The organism is Rhabdothermincola sp., from assembly GCF_036846205.1.
GTDB lineage: Bacteria > Actinomycetota > Acidimicrobiia > Acidimicrobiales > Acidimicrobilacustridaceae > Rhabdothermincola.
In genome coordinates, this window is record NZ_DAIUCK010000038.1 from 1 (window position 1) to 20,539 (window position 20,539).

Sequence of the window (20,539 nt, forward strand, 5' to 3'; positions counted from 1 at the left end):
CTCCGGCACGCGTTCGACCTGCCAGAACGAAGGGGGTGCCGTTTCGTGACGGATGGGTCACGGTGGCACACTCGCAGGCTTGAGCCCGTTCACGTTCTTCGCCGCCGCCACCGTCATGGCCGCCGGTGCGGCCGTTCAAGGATCAGTGGGATTCGGTGCCGCGCTGGTCGCGGCACCGTTGCTCGCCCTGATCGACCCCACTTTCGTGCCGGCACCGCTCATCCTCGCCGCGCTGATCCTCAACATCCTCATGCTCCGGCGGGAACGCGGCAGTCATCTCTGGCGCGCAGTGGCCTGGCCCATCGCCGGCCAGATCCCCGGCGCGCTGATGGGTGCTGGCCTGCTCGCCCTGGCCGCCGACGACCACGTGCTGGGGGTGGTCTTCGGCGCCATGATCCTGGTCGCGGTTGCCCTTTCCATCTCGGGCCTACGGGCTGAGCCCACCCCACCAGTGCTCTTCGCCGCCGGCAGCCTTTCCGGGGTGATGCAATCGACGGTGGGCGCCGGAGGACCGCCGATCGCGCTGGCGTTACAGGGTCGCAGCGGTCCCGACCTGCGGGCGGCACTCGCCCGGTACTTCACCGTGTCCTGCCTGGTCTCGTTGGGGTTCCTGGTGGCGGTCGGTCAGGTCGGCGGCCGGGAGCTCGTCGACGCTGCCGTCCTGCTGCCGGGGGCGGTCGTCGGGTTCCTCGCGTCGGGATGGGTGTCCCGCCACGTCGATGGGGTCGTGGCCCGCCGGTCGGTGCTCATCCTCTCGGCCATCGCCGCCCTCGCGGTCCTGGCTCGGTCACTGGCATGAGCGCTCCAGGGTCCGGGAGGGATCCCGCCGTCGAGCTGCGGAGCGTGTCGCTGGTTCGCGACGGCCAGGTGATCCTCGATGCCGTCGACTGGGTCGTGCGCTCCGGTGAGCGATGGGTTGTCCTCGGCCCGAACGGCTCCGGCAAGACCTCGCTCCTGCGTATCGCCTCGCTGTGGTTGCATCCCACGAGCGGGCAGGTGCGGGTGCTCGGCCAACAGCTCGGACGCGCCGATGTCCGGCGCCTGCGCGGGCGTATCGGCGTGGCCAGTGCCGGCTTGGCCGATCACCTGCGCCCGAGCCTCACCGCACTCGATGTGGTGATGACTGGGCGGTACGCCGCCCTCGAGCCGTGGTGGCATACCTACGGCGACGCCGACCGGGCGCGAGCCGCCGAGCTGCTCGACCGGATGGGGGTGGGCACGAGGGCGACCCACGGGCTCGGCTCCCTCTCGTCCGGTGAGCGCCAGCGGGTGCTGCTGGCCCGCGCGCTGATGGGCCAGCCCGATCTGGTGCTGCTCGACGAGCCGACGGCGGGGCTCGACCTGCCGGGTCGGGAGGAGCTGGTGGCCAGCCTCGACGACCTGGCGGCCGATCCCACGACGCCGCCCACGGTGCTCGTCACCCACCACGTGGAGGAGATCCCGCCCCGTTTCACCCATGCCTTGCTGCTCTCCGGTGGCCGGGTGCAGGCCTGCGGTGCGATCCGGGAGGTGCTCACGGCCGAGGCGCTCTCGGTGTGTATGGGGATGGCGGTGCAGCTGGAGCGCGATCCGACCTCGGGCCGGCTGAGCGCCCGCGCCCGACGCGAACCGGCAGGCGAAACGCGTGCTGAAGCACGCGTTCGCCCTGCCAGCTGAGGAGTCGGGCGTTGGTACGCTGGCGGCGACCTGCCCCCGGCCACGGAGTGCACCGATCAACCTCGCGCTCGGCCTGCTGGCCGTCTGCTTGCTGATCGTCGCCAACGGGGTGTTCGTCGCGGCCGAGTTCGCGCTCGTGGCTGTGGACCGGAGCCGGATCGACCGGCAGGTCGAGGCCGGCAGTCGGCGAGCCCGGTTGGTGCGGGCTCTGTTGCGGCGGCTGTCGTTCCATCTCGCGGGCGCCCAGCTCGGGATCACGGTGACATCACTGGTGATCGGCTTCCTCGCCGAGCCGGTTCTCGCCGAGGTGTTGCGGCCGGCGCTGGAACCGATCGTGGGCGACACCGGAGCGGTTCGCGGGCTGGCGGTCACCGTGGGCTTCGTGCTGGCCACCATCGTCCAGATGATCGTCGGTGAGCTGATGCCGAAGGGTCTCGCCATCGCGCATCCCGAGCGCACCAGCCGGGTGCTCGCACCCTTCCTCACGGCCTATGGCACTGTTTTCGGACCGCTCATCAGGGCACTCAACGGGGCAGCCAACTGGACCGTGCGGCGTCTGGGCATGGAACCCCGCGAGGAGCTCTCGCGGGTCCGCACCCTCCCGGAGTTCGAGCTGCTCGTGGCGGCGTCCGAGCAGGAGGGCACGCTCGCCGGCTCCGCGTCGACGTTGCTCACCAGGTCGATCCGGTTCGGTCGCAAGACCGCGGCCGACGCGCTGGTGCCACGAACCTCGGTGCGGGCCATCCCGCTCGACGGCACGGTTGCGGACCTGGTGGCCGCCTCGGCCGAGACCGGGCATTCGCGCTTCCCGGTGTATGGCGCGGACCTCGACGACATCCGGGGCGTGGTACACGTTCGAGCCGCGCACACCGTGCCCCGGTCCCAACGAGCGACCACGGGGGTGGGCTCGCTGATGACCGACGTGCTCACCGTGCCGGAGAGCCGGGAGCTCGAGGACGTCCTGTTCGACATGCGCTCCCGCCGCCAGCACCTCGCGGTGGTGGTCGACGAGTACGGCGGGACGGCAGGGATCATCACCCTCGAGGACATCATCGAGGAGATCGTCGGTGAGATCGACGACGAGTACGACACCGTCACCCCGCGCCTCACCCGGGTGCGCGGCCCAGGGGAGTGGGTCCTGTCGGGGGCGCTGCACCGCGACGAGGTCTACGACGCGACCGGATTCGAAGTGCCCGAGGGGAGCTTCGACACGCTCGCCGGCTTCGTGCTCGACCGGTTGGGCCACATTCCCGAGGTGGGCGAGCAGGTGAGCTGGGACGGTTGGACCCTCACCGTCGTGGCCATGGACCGCCGGCGGATCGCCGAGGTGGCCGTCGTGGGACCCGGCGAGGAACCGCAGGCGGAAGGGCCGGGGAGGCGATGAACGTCTGGTCCTTCGCCGCGACGGTGGCCCTGCTGCTCGCCAACGGCTTCTTCGTAGCGGTGGAGTTCGCGGTGGTCGGCTCCCGCCGCACCAAGCTCCAGGAGCTGGCCGCGGCCGGGGATCGCCGGGCCGAGCGCGCCATGGCGGCGCTCACCGACCTCAACCGGGAGCTCGGCGGCGCCCAGCTCGGCATCACCATGGCGTCACTCGGGCTCGGCGTGGTGGCCGAACCAGCGGTGGCCGAGCTGATCACACCGCTGGTGGAGATCACCGGCGCCTCCGAAGCGCTCGCCCACTCCATCGCCTTGGGGATCGCGCTGGTGATCGTGGTCTTCTTCCACCTGGTGGTGGGGGAGATGGTGCCGAAGAACGTGGCCATCGTCGATCCGGAGCGCACCTTGCTCCGGCTCGCTCCGCTCGACCGGGTGTACCTGTTCCTGTTCGGTCCGATCGTGGCCGTGCTGACCGCGCTGGCCAATGGCGGCCTGCGCCTGCTGGGGGTGCGGGCACGCCGAGAGCTGGCGGTGGGTCATACCGCCGAGGAGCTGGCGCTCATGGTCGCCACCTCACGCGAGGAAGGCGTGATCGAAGACTTCGCCGCCGACCTCATGGCTGGCGTGCTCGATTTCGGGGGTCGTGACGTCTCAGCGGTGATGGTGCCCCGGGAGCGGATCGCGTCGATCTCGATCGGCACCAGCGTGGCCGACGCCGAGCGGGTGGTGCTCGAGCGCGGCCACTCACGGTTGCTGGTCACCGGTCGGGACCTCGACGACGTCCGCGGGTTCATCCACGCCAAGGACCTGCTCACCGTGCCGTCGGAGGCCGCGTCGCGGCCGGTGCCGCTGCGCCTGGTCAGGCGCATGCTCGACGTGCCCTGCGACCGCTCGCTCGAGGACCTCCTCCTCGGCATGCGGCGGGCGAGGGTCCATGTGGCCGTGGTTCGGGACCCGGATGGTCGCACCGCGGGCCTGGTCACCCTGGAGGACCTCCTCGAGGAGTTGGTGGGCGACATCCTCGACGAGTCCGACCGGCCCGCGCCGAAGCGCCCCTGACCGCTGATGCCCGGTCGTGCCGCCTCCGACCTCTGCCGGGAAGGACCCCGTGCTCCTGCCTCATGGCCAACTCTTGCCACAGGAGCAACATGCGCCACCTGGACAACGTGAGCCACGGGTGCGCTAGCCTCGCGCGCCGTGCGTGGCGCCGCCTCCGGACCCCTCGCGCTGACCGTCGTGCTCGCCCTGCTGCTCGTGGCGGCCCAGCCGGCTGCCGCCGAGCAGACGCCCGGGCTCACGGAGGCCCGCCGGCGGGCGACCGAGACCACCCGGCAGCTCGCCCGGATCGAGGCTGAGCTCGGGGAGCTCGACGCGCAGGTCAACCGGCTCGAATCCGAGCGGGCGGACGCCGAGAGCCGGCTCGAGGGGCTGCGGGACCGGGTCCGGCACGTGGCTGTGGCGCGGTACACGAGCTCGGGCAGCGATGTCGAGCTGCTGCTGGGTGTGGACATCAACGAGCAGGAGCGCGCCCGGGCCCTGGCCCGATTCGTGACCCAGAGCGATGCCGACGCGATCGACGAGTACCGGGCCACGAAGGCCCGGCTCGAGCGAGCCGCCGCGGAGCTCGCCGCCCGCCAGCACGATCAGCAGGCCAAGCTGCAGGCGATGCAGCGCCAGCGCGAGAAGCTCGACCGGGAGCTGGCCGAGCTCGAGCGGCAGGAAGCGCAGCGGATCGATGCGGAGCGCCGAGCAGCGGAAGAGGCCGCACGGCGAGCCACCGCGGACCGGGCGAGCAGATCCGGAGCGGGACAGCCGACCACCGCAGGCGGCACCCGCGGTGGCACCCCCGCCACCAGCGGGACCGGGAGCACGCGACCCGCACCACCGCCGCCAACGGTCGCCCCTCCCGTCACCGGTGGCGGGCCGTGGATCTGCCCGGTGCAGGGCGCTCGGACGTTCGTCGACTCCTGGGGGGCCCCACGGCCCGGCGGGCGGGCCCACCAAGGGGTCGACATCATGGCCCCGCGAGGCACTCCGGTGGTGACCCCGGTCAGCGGGGTGGTGCAGCTGAAGACCGGTGGCATCGGAGGGCTCACCTTCCGTCTTCAGGGCGACGACGGCAACTGGTACTACGGCGCCCACCTCGACTCCTACGCCGGGGTCGACGGCCGGCTCCCCGCGGGAACGGTGGTCGGCTACGTGGGCGACACCGGTGACGCCAGGGGCACCGGTACGCACCTGCACTTCGAGATCCACATCGGTGGCTACGGCAGACCGGTGAACCCCTATCCCACCGTGGCCAGGTACTGCTGAAGTGGAGCCGGCTGAGCTGGCGAGCGCGCTCGGTAGCTACCTGGGGGGCGAGGTCGGGGATCTCCGCCGGCTCTCCGGCGGCGCCTCGCGCGAGACCTTCGGTCTCGAGCTCGACGGCCGGTCGTTGATCCTGCAACGGGTGCGACCGGGTCCGGTCGCCGGATCGTTCTCCATGGAGGCCGAGGCGGAGCTGCTGTCCGCGTCGTCGCGAGCGGGTGTCCCCGTGGCCTCGGTGGTGACGGCATCGGATGACCCGAGCATCCTCGGCGCGCCGTTCATCGTGACGGAACGGCTGGAAGGGGAGACCGTCGCCCGGCGGATTCTGCGCGATGACCGCTTCGCCACCGCCCGGGGGGTCCTCGTCGGGCAGTGCGCGGCGGCGCTGGCCCGCATCCACCGTCTCTCGGCGCAGGATGCCCCCCGGCTGCGCGTGCAGGACCAGTTGGGAGAGCTGCGGCACCTGGTGGACGTGCTCGGCGAGGCGCACCCCGCGTTCGAGCTGGCGTTTCGCTGGTTGGGGGCTAACCGCCCGCCGCCCGCCACGCCGTCGGTGGTCCACGGCGACTTCCGGCTCGGCAACCTCCTCGTGGCCCCCCAGGGGTTGGTGGCGGTGCTCGACTGGGAGCTGGCCCACCTCGGCGATCCCCTGGCCGACCTCGGGTGGTTCACCATCCGGGCCTGGCGCTTCGGAGGAGCCGCGGAGGTCGCCGGCTTGGGCTCGCTCGACGAGCTGCTCGCCGGCTACGAGGCGGCGGGTGGCCTGCCCGTGGACCGGGAGGCGCTGTACTGGTGGCAGGTCCTCGGCACCCTACGGTGGGGCGTCATCTGCCTGCTGCAGACGTCCGCGCACCTGAGCGGTGCCAGCCGGTCGGTCGAGCTGGCCGCGATCGGGCGGCGGGTCTGTGAGACCGAGTACGACCTGCTGAGGATGCTCCCGTGAGCGCACCCCACGATCGACCCACGGCAGCGGAGTTGGTGGAGGCGGTCCGCGAGCTGCTCGAGCGCGACGTGCTCGATGTGACCGATGGGCAGGTGCGGTTTCACGTGCGGGTGGCCGTGAACGTGTTGAGGATGGTGGAGCGCGAGCTCGCCGAAGGCCCGGTGATGGCGGAGGCCCACGCCCGGCGTCTCGAGCAGGTGGGCTTCACGAGTGACGCGGAGCTCGCGGCCGCGATCCGCGCCGGCGTGCTCGACTCGCGCTACGAGGAGATCAAGGCCATGATCCACGACAGCGTGCTCGACAAGCTGCGAGTGGCCAACCCGGACTACCTGGAGCCAGAAGACCGCGGTTGATCGCCCCCCGGGGTGTCCGCCGGAGGGCTCAGGCGCCCGTGGCGTGGTACCCGCCGTCGACGTGGAGCATCTCGCCGGTGGTCAGGGGGAACCAGTCCGAGAGGAGCGCGACACACGCCTTCGAGACCGCGTCGGCGTCCTTGACGTTCCAACCCAGAGGGGCGCGGTCGGCCCACACGTCCTCGAAGGTGGAGAAGCCGGGGATCGAACGGGCGGCGACGGTCTTGATGGGACCGGCGGCGACGAGGTTCACCCGGATCCCCTGGGGGCCGAGGTAGCGGGCCAGATAGCGGGCGGTGGACTCGAGCGCAGCTTTCGCCACTCCCATCCAGTCGTAGGCGGGCCAGGCCACGGTGGCGTCGAAGTCGAGGGCGACGATCGACCCGCCCGCGCTCATCAGCGGCGCCACCGCGTCGGCAAGCGCTTTCAAGGAGTATGCGGAGACATTCAGGGCCACACCGACGTCCTCCCAGGTGGCATCGAGGAAGGTGCCGCCCAGGCACACCGGCGGAGCGAAGCCGATGGCGTGCAGCGCGCCGTCGACCCGACCCCATCGATGGGCGAGCTGCTCGCGCAGCTGACCGGGGTGTGACGCATCGGTGGCGTCGAACTCGAGCACTTCGGGCTCGACCGGCAGTTTCGACGCGGCGCGCCTGGTGTTCTTCATCACCTTGCCGACACTGGTGAGCACCAGCTGCGCGCCTTGCTCCTGGGCGAGCTTCGCCACTCCGAACGCCAGCGACGCCTCGGTGAGCACACCGGTGATGACGAGACGCTTTCCTTCCAGCAGACCCATGAGACCTCCGACCGCGACGGTGAAGGGCACGTTACCGGCCGGGCGGGAATGCCTGACTCGTCGTCAGGGGTTGGACCGCTGCGTCGGGTCATCGCCTAGGGTGACGGTGTGCAGATCGGGATTCTTGGTGCAACCGGTCCGGCGGGTAGCGGTCTCGCAGCGCGCCTGGCATCGGTGGGCTTCGAGGTGGTGGTCGGCTCGCGGTCGAAGTACCGGGCCATGGAGGTGCGCGACGGTCTGGTGTCCCGCTGGGAGGGCCGGAGCCTCGCCATCGACGCGGCCGACAACGAAGGAGCCGCCGCCGCCGAGGTCGTGGTGATCGCCACGCCGTGGGATGCCGCGGCAGCCACCGCCAAGTCGGTGGCCAGGCAGCTCCAGGGCAAGGTCGTGATCTCGATGGCCAATGCCTTGGCGAAGGTGGGCCACGAGTTCCAACCGCTGGTGCCCCCGCGTGGCTCCGTGGCCGCGTCGGTTCAGGCCGCCGTGCCGCGATCGCGGGTTGCCGCGGCCTTGCACCACGTGCCGGCCAAGGAGCTGGGTGACCTCAATGGCGCGGTCGAGAGCGATGTGCTCGTGTGCTCCGATCATCCGGCGGCCACGGAGACGACCATCGACATCGTCTCGAAGATCCCCGATCTCCGTCCGCTCGACGCGGGCGAGCTGTCGAACGCGGCGCCGATCGAGGCCTTCGCTGCGGTCCTGCTGCAGCTGAACATCCGCTACAAGACCCGGGCCGCGGTGCGTTTCACCGGCATCAACGTCGATCACTGACCGTCGCGCCCAACGTGGGAGGTCGCCCGGCGCGTGATGGCGCCGGTACCCTGCCGGCGATGGGATCCCGTGACGGCAGCACCCGGCGCGACGAGCCGTGGCGTGACTTGGCGCCCATGCGCCTGTACGACACCGCCCGCCAGGCCATCGTGCCGTTCGAGCCGGGGCGAGTGGTCACCATGTACACCTGCGGCATCACCCCCTACGACGCGACCCATATCGGTCACGCCGCGACCTACCTCACCTACGACGTGCTGCAACGCCGGTTGCGGGACCGGGGGCACGAGACCCGCTGCGTGCGCAACGTCACCGACGTGGACGACGACATTCTTCGCAAGGCGCGCCAGCTGGGCGTCCATTACCTCGACCTGGCCGCGGCCGAGACAGCGCGCTTCGACGCCGACATGGAAGCTCTCGACGTGCTGCCGTGCTGGAGCGAGCCTCGGGCCACCTCCGCCATCGCCGACATCCGCGGCTTCATCGGCATGGTCCTCGACCGAGGCCACGCCTACCAGAGTGGGGGCGCGGTCTACTTCGACGTCAGCTCCTTCGAGCGATTCGGGCAGATCAGCCATCTGTCCCGGGAGGAGATGCTCCGGTTGGCGGCGGAGCGCGGGGGCAATCCCGATGATCCGAACAAGCGCGACCCACTCGACTTCGTCCTGTGGCAGCCGTCGGCCGAAGGTGAGCCCGCGTGGGAGTCGCTGTGGGGCCCAGGCCGTCCGGGATGGCACATCGAGTGTTCGGCACTCGCGCTGCGCGAGCTCGACACGACGATCGACCTGCACGGCGGCGGATCGGATCTGATCTTCCCGCACCACGAATGCGAGGCCGCCCAGTCGGAAGCGGCGACCGGTCAGCGCTTCGTGCGTCACTGGATGCACCAGGCGATGGTGCGGATGGGTGGCGAGAAGATGTCCAAGTCGCTCGGCAACCTGGTCTTCGTGAGCGACCTGTTGAAGAGCTTCGACCCCCGGGCCATCCGGTTGGCCTGCATCCAGCACCATTACCGGCACAGCTGGGACTGGACGGACGACCTCATGCCCGAGGCCGCGGAGCGCCTGGAGCGCTGGCAGGCGGCGACGGCCGCACGGGCGTCGACCGCCAGCGAGGAGACTCTGGCGGAGGTGCGCGCCGCTCTCGACGATGATCTCGACACCCCCCGGGCGGTGGCTGCCCTGGACGCGGCGGCCAGTCGGGGAGAGAACGTGGGACCTGCCGCGGCGCTCCTCGGTGTCGAGCTGTGAGCCGAGCCGCAGCGGGATCAGGCTCGGCCGGAGCGTCCCGGCATGGGCTGTGGGAGAATCGGCCCCATGGGATCGGAGGTCGGGCAGCTCTATCCGGTGGCGAGAGCGATCCTCCGGCCGTGCTTCCGTTTCCTGTGGCGCATCGAGGCGGAGGGCCTCGAGCAGGTCCCGGAGCGTGGGCCCGCCATCTTCGCCCCTAACCATCTGTCGGTGATCGATCACTTCGTGCTGGGCGCGGTGCTGCCTCGGCGCATCACCTTCGTCGGCAAGGCCGAGTACCTCGACAGCTGGAAGACGCGATACCTGTTCCCGGCGCTCGGGATGATCCCGATCGACCGCTCCGGTGGATCGGCGGCGGAGGCGGCGTTGGCCGCGGCGGCGAGCGTGCTGGAGCGGGGTGAGTTCTTCGGCATCTATCCGGAAGGCACCCGCTCGCGCGACGGCAAGCTGCACCGGGGACACACCGGGGTGGCTCGGTTGGCCTTGCGGACGGGTGCGCCCATCTTCCCGGTGGGCCTCCAGGGCACCGCGGAGGTCCAGCCGCCGGACGCCCCACTGCCCAAGCCGTTCAAGATGATGCGGGTACGCATCGGCCGGCCCATCGACGTCAGCCGCTACCGCGACCGGGCTGGCGATCGACTCCTACTCCGTCAGATCACCGATGAAGTCATGTACGAGATCCGTGAGCTGTCGGGACAGGAGTACGTCGACACCTATGCCACCAAGCGCAGCGAGGGCGTACCGAGCGAGCCGGGTCGGGTGGCCCACCTCTCGGGGAATGGCGTCGGGAGCGGGGAGAGCCTCCAGGTAGGCTCCGCGGTCTATGGCCGACCAGATCACGATCACGCTGCCTGACGGGACCGCGAAGACGCTCCCGACGGGCTCGACCGCCGGTGATCTCGCGGCGGCGATCGGGCCTCGGCTGGCCAAGGCTGCGGTGATCGCGAACGTCAACGGGGTGGAGCGGGACCTGGTCTGGCCGCTCGCTGACGGCGACGAGGTGGCCATCATCACCGACACCAGCGAGCGAGGGCTCTACACGATCCGTCACTCCACCGCGCACGTGCTCGCGCAGGCCGTGCTGGACCTGTTCCCCGGTGCCACCTTCGCCATCGGCCCACCGGTCGAGAACGGGTTCTATTACGACTTCGAGCTACCCGGCGGGGCCACGTTCAGCCCGGACGACCTGGAGCGCATCGAGGCCCGCATGCGCGAGATCATCGCGGAGGAGCAGCCCTTCATCCGCGACGAGGTCCCCGAGGAGAAGGCCCTCGAGATCTTCCGCGACCACAAGTACAAATGCGAGATCATCCGGGGCGCGGCGGAGGACCCGACGTCGGCCACCGAGCGAGGGCTCGTCCGGACCTACGAGAACCCACCCCGGTTCATCGACCTGTGCCGCGGGCCGCACGTGCCCCACACCGGTCGCCTCGGTCATTTCAAGCTCATGCGGGTCGCCGGCGCGTACTGGCGCGGAGATGAACGCAACCCCATGCTGCAGCGCATCTACGGCACCGCATGGGCCACGAAGAGGGATCTCGACGACTACCTCACCCGGCTCGCCGAGGCCGAGAAGCGGGATCACCGCAGGCTCGGCGTCGAGCTCGATCTCTTCTCGTTCCCGGAGAACATCGGCTCCGGGCTGGCGGTGTTCCACCCCAAGGGAGGAGTGGTGCGTCGCATCATGGAGGACTACAGCCGCACCCGCCACGAGCAGGCCGGCTACGAGTTCGTGTACTCGCCGCACATCAGCAAAGCCAGCCTCTTCGAGACGTCCGGTCACCTCGAGTGGTACGCCGAAGGCATGTACCCGCCCATGGAGCTCGACGAGGGCACCGAGTACTACCTCAAACCGATGAACTGCCCGTTCCACATCCTCATCTACAAGAGCCGCCTGCGCTCCTACCGTGAGCTGCCGCTGCGGCTCTTCGAGTTCGGGACGGTGTACCGGTACGAGAAGTCGGGCGTCGTGCACGGGCTGACCCGAGCTCGCGGGTTCGCGCAGGACGACGCCCACATCTTCACGACGAAAGAGCAGATGCCCGACGAGCTGCGCTCGCTGCTCACGTTCGTCCTGGATCTGCTGCGCGACTACGGCCTCGACGACTTCTACCTCGAGCTCTCGACCCGGCCGGAAGGCAAGGCGGTGGGTACCGTCGAGGAGTGGGAGGAGGCCACCGAGGCGCTCCGCCAGGCGGCCGAGTCGATGGGGCTCGACCTGGTCCTCGACGAGGGAGGGGGCGCGTTCTACGCCCCCAAGATCTCTGTGCAGGCGCGCGACGCCATCGGTCGCACCTGGCAGATCTCGACCATTCAGGTCGACTTCATGCTCCCGCAGCGCTTCGGTCTCGAGTACGTGGGGCCCGACGGAGAGCGCCACCGCCCGATCATGATCCACCGGGCGCTGTTCGGGTCGGTCGAGCGTTTCTTCGCCGTCCTCCTTGAGCACTACGCCGGCGCGTTTCCCGCCTGGTTGGCACCGGTGCAGGCGCGGGTGCTGCCGGTGCGTGACGACCACGACGTCTATGCCCATCGACTGGTCGACCGGCTGGTGGCCGAGGGCTTTCGTGCCGATTTCGTCGACGCCGCGGAGCCGTTGGGCGGCAGGATCCGCAAGGCGAAGCTCGAGAAGATCCCCTACGTACTGGTCGTCGGCGACGACGATGTCGAGCACGGCACGGTGGGCGTGAACCCGCGCGGCGGGGACGTCGAGCGGGGGGTCGCGGTGGATGACTTCATCGAGCGGCTCGCGGCGGACGTGGTCGGACACGTCTGAGCAGCCCATGGGTGGGATCGATCATCTCTGGGCGGGCTGGCGAAGTGCCTACCTCGATTCCGCTACGTCGGGAGGGCTCGAAGAGGAGCGCGCCGACGGATCGTTGTTCGAGCGCATTCTCCACGGCGGGCAGCCCGACGAGGAGACCTTCGTCGTCCATCGGGGCGAGCGGTGCTCGTCGATCCTCAACGCCTACCCGTACACGAGCGGGCATCTCCTCGTGCTCCCCAATCGGGCGGTGGCCGAGCTGGAGGAGCTCGACGACTCCGAGATGCGCGACCTCTGGCTGGAGGTGCGCGACGCGGTGGCGGCGATCAAGCGGGCTTACCGCTGCGACGGGGTCAACATCGGCATGAACCTGGGGCGCGCTGCCGGCGCTGGGGTCCCCGAGCACCTCCACGTCCACGTGCTGCCCCGCTGGCACGGCGACACGAACTTCATGACCGCGGTCGCCGAGACCCGAGTCATACCCGAGGCCCTGCCGGTGAGCTGGAGGAAGCTACGTGACGCCTGGCCCACCACCGCCTCCGGGGCCTGAGCAGAGGTGCGTCCGACCAGCCCGGCCGATACCGTCGCAACCACCATGTCCGACGAGCCCGACGAGCCGACATCTTCTCCGCAGCCGCCCGCCGAGCGTGAGCCGTCGCGGACGGAGCCGCTCTCCGACGCGGACATCCGTGACGCGCTCCCTGCAGATCTCGACGCCTCCGGCTACGTCGGCCCGTACCTGTTCCCGAACAACAACCGGCGCCGAATCCCCGCCATCCTCTACTGGGTCATCTCGGCGGTCTGTGTCGGCCTGTGGGTCGCCACCCGTGGCGGCGAGCCCGTCCTCGTCAACAGCGGTTTCCTGGCTGCAGCCGTCGGTCTGGCGCTGGTGGGGCTGTACAGCTTCGTCACCGGATGGGATCTCGATGTCGATGAGCGTGATGCCCTGGTGGCAGCCACCCGCCAGGTCGGGTTCCCGGTCGGTCACGCGTCGGCACAGATGGGTTGGCGGGGTCTGCTCAGCCGGCCCACCTGGCGGATCTTGCTGTATTCAGCCGAGGACCCCCCGGAGAAGCGGGGGCTCGTGCTGATCGACGGTGTCAACGGCGACGTCGTGGAGTGGTTCGTGGAGGACAACCCCGAGGACTGGAGCGACCTCCGACCCTGAGCAGCGTCAGCCCCGGACCTCCCGCAGGATCCGCTCGACCTCGTCGAGGCCGTCCCGGCCGGCGCCCACTGCATCCCGGATCACTCCCAGCGCCGTGACCGTTCCACCGCCCGCAACCGGGGCGGTTCGCTGCCAGGCCTTCCCCGGTAGTGTCGAGGTCCGCTCGGCGAGCGCGTCGGCGGCGTCGGCGAGCAGGGTGAGCGCCTCATCGACCGACGCGGGTGGCTCGGTCTCCCAGTGGCGTGACCCGGGCTCGAGCACCGCGGGGTGCAACAGCGGCTCGTCGTCCATCGCGATCTGCTGGAGGGCATGTTCGAGGAGCACGAAGGTGCGGGTGAGGTCGGAGACCACCTGCATCACCGAGCGCCCGTCGCGCCCGGCGCGGTGCGCGATCTCGTCGATGTCCTCGTCGTCGGCGAGGGGCCGGATCAGCGACCGGAACCGCCGGGGGTAGGAACGCAGCGCGGCCACCGCATCCGGAGGGGTGAGGTGGGACAGGTCGAGTGCAGCCATGGTCTCAGCTCGTGGTGCCCTCGGCGGCCACCGTGGCCACCAGGTTCGGGGGGAGGATGTCGTAGTGGTCGTGGCGAGCCCGGAACCGGCCGCGGCCCCCGGTCTTCGAGCGCAGGTCGATCGCATAGCGGCGCAGCTCGGAGGTCGGGACCAGCGCCACGATCGTCTGCTCTCCGGTGTCGGCCATCTCGGTGCCCTGGACCCGGGCGCGGCGGCTGTTGAGGTCCCCCATCACGTCGCCCTGCAGCTCGGAGGGGACGGTGACCTCGAGCAGCGAGATCGGCTCCAGGATCACCGGTGAGGCCTTGGCCATGGCCTCCCTGAAGGCCAGGCGGCCGGCCATCTTGAAGCTCATCTCCGAGGAGTCGACCGAGTGGTACTTGCCGTCGATGCAGACGACCCGCACATCCACGACCGGGAAGCCGTGCACCCCTCCCTCAGCCATCGTCTCCTCGATGCCCTTCTCGACCGCTGGGATGAACTGCCGGGGGATCGCCCCCCCGACGATCTGGTCGACGAATTCGAATCCGCCGCCGCGCTCGAGTGGTTCGATCCGGATGGTGACCACGCCGAACTGCCCATGCCCTCCGCTCTGCTTCTTGTACTTTCCTTCGGCTTCCGCGCTGGCGGTGATGGTCTCGCGGTACGCGACCCGAACCTCCTCGGTGTCGACGTTCACCCCGAACTTGCGCTCCAGGCGTTCGAGGGTGATCTGGAGGTGGGTCTCGCCGCTGCCTTTGAGCAAGGTCTGGTGGGTCTCGTCGTCACGCTCGACGACGATCGCCGGATCTTCCTCGACCAGGCGGTGCAGCGCGTTGGCCAGTTTGTCCTCGTCGGCTTGGGTGCGAGCCCGCACGGCGATGGCCAGCACCGGCTCGGGCCACTCGATCGGCTCGACGACGACCGGAGTGCCCTTGGTGGTGAGGGTGTCGCCCGTGCGGGTGGCGCTCAGCTTCGCCACCCCTCCGATGTCGCCGGCCGGCAGCTCGGCGACGTCGAGGTGCTCGCGGCCGCGCAGCGTGAAGAGCCCGTGGAGTCGCTCGTCCGCGCCGGAGCGGGGGTTGAGCAGGTGGTCGTCGGGCCTGATGGTTCCCGAGAGGACCTTGAACAACGAGAGCTGCCCGACGTACGGATCGGCCACCGTCTTGAACACGAACGCCAGGGGCGCGGCTCCGGGATCGGGGGACACGGTGACGGTGGACTCGCCCGCCTGCACGGGGATGGGCGGCCGGTCGAGCGGGGACGGACCGATCTCGCAGAGGAAGTCGGCCAGCCGATCGATCGCCACCCGTGCGGTCGCCGCCCCGCACACCACCGGAAACACCGTGGCCTCATCGACGCCCACGGCCAGGGTCCGCTCAAGCTCCTCGGCGCTGGGCACGTCGCCGTCCAGGTATCGCTCGAGTAGGGCGTCGTCCGCCACCACGATGCCCTCGACGAGGTTGTCGTGCACCTGGTGCTCCAGGTCCTCCATGTCCTCGGGGATCTCCTCCACCGTGGCTCGGCCACCGTCATACACGTAGGCCCGGTCGGTCAGCAGGTCGGCGACGCCTCGGAACGAGTCTTCGGTGCCGATCGGCAGCTCGAGGGGCGCGACGCCGGCGCCGAAACGGTCGCGTAGCTCGTCAAGCGTCCGCTCGAACGAGGCCCGTTCCCGGTCCAGCTTGTTCACGAAGATCATCCGAGGCATGCCGAGCGACTGGGCCGCCTTCCAGAGCCGCTCATGCTGGACCTCCACCCCTTCGACCGCGCTCACCACGAACACCGCCAGGTCGGCCACCCGGAGGGCGGCGAGTGCCTCCCCCTCGAAGTCCGCATAGCCGGGCGTGTCGATGAGGTTGACCTTGTGACCCTTCCACTCGAAGGGCGCGAGCGCGAGCGAGATCGAGATGCCCCGCTTCTGTTCCTCGGGGTCGAAGTCGCACACGGTCGTGCCGTCCTCCACCCGACCGAAGCGGGAGATCGCGCCGGCCTCCAGCAGCAGGGCCTCGGCCAGGCTGGTCTTGCCGGCACCCCCGTGGCCCACCAGGGCCACGTTGCGGATCCTGTCAGGTGAGAACGGCTTCACAGCCTCCCCCTTTCCCGGGAAGCTCGACCTCCCGAGTCGCGACCGCTGATGCGCGGAAGCGTACGCTGCAGTCAGCACGGCTGCTCCGGTGAGCATGAACCCATCGCACCGGCCGTCCCGCTGGTACCCTGGCCCGAACCCCGTCCCCGGATCAGGAGCACCACATGCTCGACGGACGCTGGCGGGCCAGCTTCGAGAAGGGTCTGCGACCCGTCGGAGCGAGCCTGCGTCGAACGGGCGTGACCGCCGATCACCTCACCACCGTCGGCGTGGTGATGAGCGTCGCTGCCGCGGTCGCCATCGGCGCCGGGCAGCTCCGGTTGGGCTTCGCGCTGCTCCTGCTCACCGCGGTGCCCGATGTCCTCGACGGGGCGGTCGCCAAGGCCTCGGGCACGGCATCACCGAGGGGCGCATTCTTCGACTCCGTGATGGACCGGGTATCCGATGCCTTCCTGCTGGGTGGGGTGGCCTGGTACCTCGCGGCCACCAGCCGCGGGTACTGGCCGGTCCTGCCCATGGGGATCCTGGCGGCGAGCATGCTCATCTCCTACGAGCGGGCCAAGGCGGAAGCGCTCGGCTACGACGCCAGAGGCGGGTTGATGGAGCGCGCTGAGCGGCTCGCGCTGTTGGGCATCGGCTTGCTGTTCGATGCGCTGCTCGTGCCGGTGCTGGTCGTGATGCTGGTGCTCACGCTGCTCACCGCCGGGCAGCGGTTCATGAAGGTCTGGCGCCAGGCGAGTGCCGACCGGCCGATCGCGGCAACCACCCGCCAGCGCCGCATCAGGCGGCGGGTCTCGCGCAGCCGCGCCACCCGGCGGGTCGCGACGTCCTGGCCGCAGCGGTTCCGCGATCGCCGAGGCTAGCGGGGCCCGCCCTCCCCTCCGTGAAGATCGAACCAGTCTCCACCGCGTACAAGGCGGCGTACCACTTCGTCCGCAGCGTCCCGCGGCCGGTCGCGGATGCTGCCGGCCTGCTCGGCAGCATCATCGCCGCGGAGGTCTCGAAGGAGCGACGCCTGCTCGTCGAGCGGAACCTGCGCCGGGTGTACGGCGACGACTTCGGGGGGCGGGACCTGCACCGTTGCGTCGTGGCCACGTTCGCCTCCTACGCCCGCTACTGGGTGGACTCGTTCCGCCTGCCCGGTGTGTCACCGGGTACGCTCGACGCCGGTTTCCAGTACCGGGGTTTCGATCACCTCGTGGAGGCTCGCGAGCGGGGCATCGGCCCGATCATCGTGCTCCCGCACCTCGGTGGCTGGGAGTGGGCGGGATTCTGGCTGACCCGGGTGATGGAGATCCCGGTCACGGTGGTGGTCGAGCCGCTTGAGCCCAGAGAGCTGTTCGACTTCTTCGTCCAGTTCCGCCAGGCGTTGGGGATGAACATCGTCACGCTGGGCCCGGCGGCTGGGGCCGAGGTGCTGCGGGCCATCAAAGAGCGCCACGTGGTCTGCCTGCTCGCCGATCGCGACATCCGCGGCGACGGGGTCGCGGTCGACTTCTTCGGGGAGCGCACCACCCTCCCTGCGGGCCCCGTGACTCTCGCGCTGCGGACCGGCGCCCCGCTCCACCCCACCGCCGTCTACTTCACCGGCCACCGGCACGTCGGGGTCGTCCGTCCGGCCCTGCCCCTGGAGCGGCAGGGCCGCTTCCGGGCCGATGTGGTCCGGGGGACACAGCGGCTGGCCCGCGAGCTGGAGGATCTGATCCGGGTCGCTCCAGAACAGTGGCACCTCCAGCAGCCCAACTGGCCGAGCGATCACGAGGCCCTCAAGGCCATCGGCAAGCCGGCTGCCCGGCCGGGCGGGTCGGTCTCACACTGGTGACCGGGCGCGATCTGCCCGTAGCGTGACGTCGATGCGCATCGGCGTCATCTGCCCGTACAGCCTTACCGTCCCGGGCGGGGTCCAAGGCCAGGTGCTCGGGCTCGCACGCGCCTTGCGGCAGATGGGGCACGACACGCGGGTGCTGGGCCCTTGCGACGGGCCGCCCCCGGACGGCGGGGTGACCCCACTCGGCAACAGTCTGCCCACGGCGGCGAACGGCTCCATCGCACCGATCGCCCCGGACATCCCGGCGCAGCTCCGCACCATCCGGGCACTGCGCGACGAGGCGTTCGACATCGTCCACCTGCACGAACCGCTCTGCCCGGGCCCGACCCAGACCGCGCTGCTGTTCAAGTCGCAGCCCCTCGTGGGCACGTTCCACGCCGCTGGGGGTTCGGCGGCCTACCGCTGGCTGAACCCGCTGGTGCGCTGGGGCGCCAACAAGCTCGATCAGCGCTGCGCGGTCTCCGAGGACGCGAAGCGGATGGCCTTCGACGCCCTGGGCGGGGAGTACGAGGTGGTGTTCAACGGGGTCGAGGTCGACAGCTTCGCCAAGGCCGAGCCCTGGCCCACTGACGGCCCCACCATCTTCTTCGTCGGACGCCACGAGCCCCGTAAGGGGCTGGCCGTCCTGCTGGAAGCGATGGCTGAGCTGCCCGCGACCGTGCGGCTGTGGGTCGGCAGCGACGGCCCTGAGACGGCAGAGCTCAAGGCCCGCTCGGCAGGCGATCCGCGCATCGAGTGGCTGGGCCGGATCTCAGATCACGAGAAGGCCCGCCGGATGCGAGCGGCCGACGTGTTCTGCGCGCCGTCCCTGCGAGGCGAGTCGTTCGGTGTGGTCCTCCTCGAAGCCATGGCCGCGCAGACCCCCGTCGTAGCCAGCGACCTGCCGGGCTACGCCAACGTGGCCCGCAAGGGTCGGGACGCTCTGCTGGTCCCGCCCGGCGACGCTGCTGGGCTGGCTGCCGCGCTGCGCCGCATCCTCTCCGACCGGGAGCTGGCCGAGGAGCTGGTGGCCTCCGGCGAGCGCCGGGCGGCCGAGTTCTCGATGGACCACCTGGCCGAGGTCTATCTCGGGCTGTACACGAAGGTGCTCGAGCGTGCCGACATGGCCTGAGCGGCCCGTCGGTATGATGGCTGGATGTTGATCGCACTGATCCTGCTCGGGATCGTCGTGCTGCTGGTGATCATCGTGATCGCCCTCTACAACAGCCTCGTGCGGCTTCGTAACCGCATCGACGCCGCGTGGGCGCAGATCGACGTCCAGCTCAAGCGGCGCTACGACCTCATCCCGAACCTCGTCGAGACGGTGAAGGGCTACGCCGCTCACGAGCGGGAGACGCTCGAGAAGGTCACCCAGGCTCGGAACATGGCCGTCGCGGCGGAGGGGCCGCACCAGCAGGCCGAGGCTGAGAACGTGCTCACCGGTGCCCTCAAGTCGCTGTTCGCGGTCTCCGAGGCCTACCCGGACCTGAAGGCCAACGAGAACTTCCTGGCGCTGCAGGAGGAGCTGACCGGCACGGAGGGGCGCATCGCGTACGCCCGGCAGTACTACAACGACCAGGTCTACAAGTACAACACCAAGATCCAGACCTTCCCGGCTCTGCTGATCGCGGGCCCGTTCCGCTTCACCGAGCGCGAGTTCTTCGAGGCAGACGACGAGTCGCGGGGTCCGGTCAGCGTCTCGTTCTGATCGGGGGCTCCGCTGTACGAACAGGTCAAGCAGAACAAGCGTCGGTCCGTCGCGCTGATCGTGATCTTCGTGCTCCTGCTCACCGCGGTGGGGGCGGCGTTCATGTGGTTGTTCCAGTTCGGCTGGGCCGGAATTGCCATCGCGCTCGGGGTGGCGATCGCCATGGCGCTGGGCTCCTACTGGAACTCGGACAAGGTGGCACTCGCGGTCACCCGTGCCCGGCCCGCGGATCCCCAGGCGTACGCCCGCCTGCACAACCTCGTGGAGGGTCTCTGCATCGCCACAGGACTGCCCAAGCCGCGCCTGTACGTGATCGACGATCCTGCCCCGAACGCCTTCGCTACCGGGCGCGATCCCAAGCACGCCGCGATCGCGGTCACCTCGGGCCTACTGGAGAAGATGAACCGCATCGAGCTCGAAGGCGTCCTGGCGCACGAGCTGAGCCATATCAAGAACTACGACATCCTCGTCTCGACCCTCGCGGTCATCATGGTGGGCGCTATCGCGTTGATCTCGGACCTGGGCATCCGGTTCTTCGTGTTCGGGGGACGCCGCAATGACAATCAGGGCACTGCGGGAGGGCTGATCGCGCTGATCTCGCTGGTCTTCATTGCTCTGGCGCCGCTCGCCGCCACACTCATGCAGTTCGCGGTGAGCCGGCGACGCGAGTCCCTTGCTGACATGTCGGCGGTCGAGATCACCCGCTACCCGCCGGGGCTGATCGCGGCGCTCGAGAAGCTCCGTGACGATCGCACGGTGGTGCGGGAGAACAACCGTGCAACCGCCCATCTGTGGATCGAGGAACCGATGCCGCAGTACGACGGCGAGAGCCGGCGAAAGTATCGGTGGTCTCACCTGTTCGACACCCATCCTCCCATCGAGGAGCGGATCGCCGCGCTGCGGGAGCTGTGAGCGCAGGCTCGGCTCGACGCCGAGTCGTGCTCGTCGGTGCTGGTGAGCGGGCCCGAAGTGCTGGTGGCGGCGCCCGTCTTCATGCTGCCCAGCACTCGAGCCGGCCGACGCTGGGCCCTTCGGCCCATTTTCTTGCGATCCGTGCC

21 protein-coding genes are annotated in these 20,539 nt (G+C 70.0%); 18 read left to right on the top strand and 3 right to left on the bottom strand.

All coding sequences use genetic code 11. The features are described from left to right. Positions 1-79: 79 nt before the first annotated feature. The 7 genes from V7004_RS07370 (at position 80) to V7004_RS07400 (ending at position 6,639) form a co-directional block, all read left to right on the top strand. Positions 80-799 (top strand): sulfite exporter TauE/SafE family protein, encoded by a 720-nt coding sequence (locus V7004_RS07370; protein WP_334143088.1) that lies wholly within the window; start codon positions 80-82, stop codon positions 797-799. Continuing rightward, positions 796-1,656, top strand: coding sequence for an ABC transporter ATP-binding protein (locus V7004_RS07375; protein WP_334143089.1), 861 nt, complete (start codon positions 796-798; stop codon positions 1,654-1,656). The genes V7004_RS07370 and V7004_RS07375 overlap by 4 nt, the downstream gene beginning before the upstream one ends. Next, entirely contained in the window at positions 1,625-3,040 is a 1,416-nt protein-coding gene (locus tag V7004_RS07380) for a hemolysin family protein (RefSeq protein WP_334143090.1), read from the top strand. The genes V7004_RS07375 and V7004_RS07380 overlap by 32 nt, the downstream gene beginning before the upstream one ends. Continuing rightward, the gene (locus V7004_RS07385) at positions 3,037-4,092 is read left to right on the top strand and encodes a hemolysin family protein (RefSeq protein WP_334143092.1); all 1,056 of its coding nucleotides are present in this window, start codon (positions 3,037-3,039) and stop codon (positions 4,090-4,092) included. The genes V7004_RS07380 and V7004_RS07385 overlap by 4 nt, the downstream gene beginning before the upstream one ends. 138 nt (positions 4,093-4,230) lie before the next feature. Further along, entirely contained in the window at positions 4,231-5,346 is a 1,116-nt protein-coding gene (locus V7004_RS07390) for a murein hydrolase activator EnvC family protein (RefSeq protein WP_334143093.1), read from the top strand. A gap of 1 nt (position 5,347) precedes the next feature. Next, entirely contained in the window at positions 5,348-6,286 is a 939-nt protein-coding gene (locus V7004_RS07395; protein ID WP_334143094.1) for a phosphotransferase family protein, read from the top strand. Further along, positions 6,283-6,639 carry a DUF6285 domain-containing protein gene (locus tag V7004_RS07400; RefSeq protein WP_334143095.1) on the top strand — a complete coding sequence of 119 codons (357 nt, stop codon included), beginning with the start codon at positions 6,283-6,285 and terminating at the stop codon, positions 6,637-6,639. Before V7004_RS07395 ends, V7004_RS07400 begins: the two co-directional genes overlap by 4 nt. A 28-nt stretch (positions 6,640-6,667) precedes the next feature. Here V7004_RS07400 and fabI read toward each other — a convergent pair whose 3' ends face one another. Next, positions 6,668-7,435, bottom strand: coding sequence for an enoyl-ACP reductase FabI (fabI, locus tag V7004_RS07405; protein ID WP_334143096.1), 768 nt, complete (start codon positions 7,433-7,435; stop codon positions 6,668-6,670). A 108-nt stretch (positions 7,436-7,543) separates the two neighbouring features. On the opposite strand from fabI, the gene npdG reads away from it, so the two are divergent. The 6 genes from npdG (at position 7,544) to V7004_RS07435 (ending at position 13,385) form a co-directional block, all read left to right on the top strand. Further along, positions 7,544-8,206, top strand: a complete 663-nt coding sequence (npdG, locus tag V7004_RS07410; RefSeq protein ID WP_334143097.1) for an NADPH-dependent F420 reductase — start codon at positions 7,544-7,546, stop codon at positions 8,204-8,206. 59 nt (positions 8,207-8,265) lie between these two features. Continuing rightward, a complete protein-coding gene (gene cysS, locus V7004_RS07415; protein WP_334143098.1) occupies positions 8,266-9,453 on the top strand; it encodes a cysteine--tRNA ligase in 1,188 nt (395 codons plus the stop codon). Between the two features lie 66 nt (positions 9,454-9,519). Next, positions 9,520-10,308 carry a lysophospholipid acyltransferase family protein gene (locus V7004_RS07420; RefSeq protein ID WP_334143099.1) on the top strand — a complete coding sequence of 263 codons (789 nt, stop codon included), beginning with the start codon at positions 9,520-9,522 and terminating at the stop codon, positions 10,306-10,308. After that, positions 10,277-12,229 (top strand): threonine--tRNA ligase, encoded by a 1,953-nt coding sequence (thrS, locus tag V7004_RS07425; RefSeq protein ID WP_334143100.1) that lies wholly within the window; start codon positions 10,277-10,279, stop codon positions 12,227-12,229. The genes V7004_RS07420 and thrS overlap by 32 nt, the downstream gene beginning before the upstream one ends. A 7-nt stretch (positions 12,230-12,236) precedes the next feature. Continuing rightward, a complete protein-coding gene (locus V7004_RS07430; RefSeq protein WP_334143101.1) occupies positions 12,237-12,767 on the top strand; it encodes an HIT family protein in 531 nt (176 codons plus the stop codon). Positions 12,768-12,812: 45 nt separating this feature from the next. After that, positions 12,813-13,385 carry a hypothetical protein gene (locus tag V7004_RS07435; protein WP_334143102.1) on the top strand — a complete coding sequence of 191 codons (573 nt, stop codon included), beginning with the start codon at positions 12,813-12,815 and terminating at the stop codon, positions 13,383-13,385. A gap of 6 nt (positions 13,386-13,391) precedes the next feature. Here the strand turns inward: V7004_RS07435 and V7004_RS07440 are convergent, their stop codons facing one another. Together V7004_RS07440 and fusA are read right to left on the bottom strand one after the other, a co-directional pair. Beyond that, entirely contained in the window at positions 13,392-13,898 is a 507-nt protein-coding gene (locus V7004_RS07440; RefSeq protein ID WP_334143103.1) for a hypothetical protein, read from the bottom strand. Positions 13,899-13,902: 4 nt separating this feature from the next. Then, positions 13,903-15,966 (bottom strand): elongation factor G, encoded by a 2,064-nt coding sequence (gene fusA, locus V7004_RS07445; RefSeq protein WP_442968023.1) that lies wholly within the window; start codon positions 15,964-15,966, stop codon positions 13,903-13,905. 164 nt (positions 15,967-16,130) lie between these two features. On the opposite strand from fusA, the gene V7004_RS07450 reads away from it, so the two are divergent. Genes V7004_RS07450 through V7004_RS07470 form a run of 5 tightly spaced genes read left to right on the top strand, consistent with a single transcriptional unit; the run spans position 16,131 to position 20,393 of the window. Continuing rightward, positions 16,131-16,829 (top strand): CDP-alcohol phosphatidyltransferase family protein, encoded by a 699-nt coding sequence (locus V7004_RS07450; protein WP_334143105.1) that lies wholly within the window; start codon positions 16,131-16,133, stop codon positions 16,827-16,829. 20 nt (positions 16,830-16,849) lie between these two features. Continuing rightward, positions 16,850-17,788 carry a phosphatidylinositol mannoside acyltransferase gene (locus tag V7004_RS07455; RefSeq protein WP_334143106.1) on the top strand — a complete coding sequence of 313 codons (939 nt, stop codon included), beginning with the start codon at positions 16,850-16,852 and terminating at the stop codon, positions 17,786-17,788. A 31-nt stretch (positions 17,789-17,819) separates the two neighbouring features. Then, entirely contained in the window at positions 17,820-18,905 is a 1,086-nt protein-coding gene (locus tag V7004_RS07460; RefSeq protein WP_334143107.1) for a glycosyltransferase family 4 protein, read from the top strand. A 24-nt stretch (positions 18,906-18,929) separates the two neighbouring features. After that, positions 18,930-19,481 carry a LemA family protein gene (locus V7004_RS07465; RefSeq protein WP_334143108.1) on the top strand — a complete coding sequence of 184 codons (552 nt, stop codon included), beginning with the start codon at positions 18,930-18,932 and terminating at the stop codon, positions 19,479-19,481. A 60-nt stretch (positions 19,482-19,541) separates the two neighbouring features. Beyond that, positions 19,542-20,393, top strand: a complete 852-nt coding sequence (locus V7004_RS07470) for a M48 family metallopeptidase (RefSeq protein WP_334143109.1) — start codon at positions 19,542-19,544, stop codon at positions 20,391-20,393. The last annotated feature ends 146 nt before the right edge of the window (positions 20,394-20,539 follow it).

Bases quoted from the DNA above. Each gene is read 5' to 3' on its own strand.
- V7004_RS07465 (WP_334143108.1), top strand. From the start codon at position 18,930: ATGTTGATCGCACTGATCCTGCTCGGGATCGTCGTGCTGCTGGTGATC.
- cysS (WP_334143098.1), top strand. From the start codon at position 8,266: ATGGGATCCCGTGACGGCAGCACCCGGCGCGACGAGCCGTGGCGTGAC.
- thrS (WP_334143100.1), top strand. From the start codon at position 10,277: ATGGCCGACCAGATCACGATCACGCTGCCTGACGGGACCGCGAAGACG.
- V7004_RS07375 (WP_334143089.1), top strand. From the start codon at position 796: ATGAGCGCTCCAGGGTCCGGGAGGGATCCCGCCGTCGAGCTGCGGAGC.
- V7004_RS07420 (WP_334143099.1), top strand. From the start codon at position 9,520: ATGGGATCGGAGGTCGGGCAGCTCTATCCGGTGGCGAGAGCGATCCTC.
- V7004_RS07385 (WP_334143092.1), top strand. From the start codon at position 3,037: ATGAACGTCTGGTCCTTCGCCGCGACGGTGGCCCTGCTGCTCGCCAAC.
- V7004_RS07450 (WP_334143105.1), top strand. From the start codon at position 16,131: ATGCTCGACGGACGCTGGCGGGCCAGCTTCGAGAAGGGTCTGCGACCC.
- fabI (WP_334143096.1), bottom strand. From the start codon at position 7,435: ATGGGTCTGCTGGAAGGAAAGCGTCTCGTCATCACCGGTGTGCTCACC.
- V7004_RS07440 (WP_334143103.1), bottom strand. From the start codon at position 13,898: ATGGCTGCACTCGACCTGTCCCACCTCACCCCTCCGGATGCGGTGGCC.
- V7004_RS07435 (WP_334143102.1), top strand. From the start codon at position 12,813: ATGTCCGACGAGCCCGACGAGCCGACATCTTCTCCGCAGCCGCCCGCC.
- V7004_RS07460 (WP_334143107.1), top strand. From the start codon at position 17,820: ATGCGCATCGGCGTCATCTGCCCGTACAGCCTTACCGTCCCGGGCGGG.
- V7004_RS07430 (WP_334143101.1), top strand. From the start codon at position 12,237: ATGGGTGGGATCGATCATCTCTGGGCGGGCTGGCGAAGTGCCTACCTC.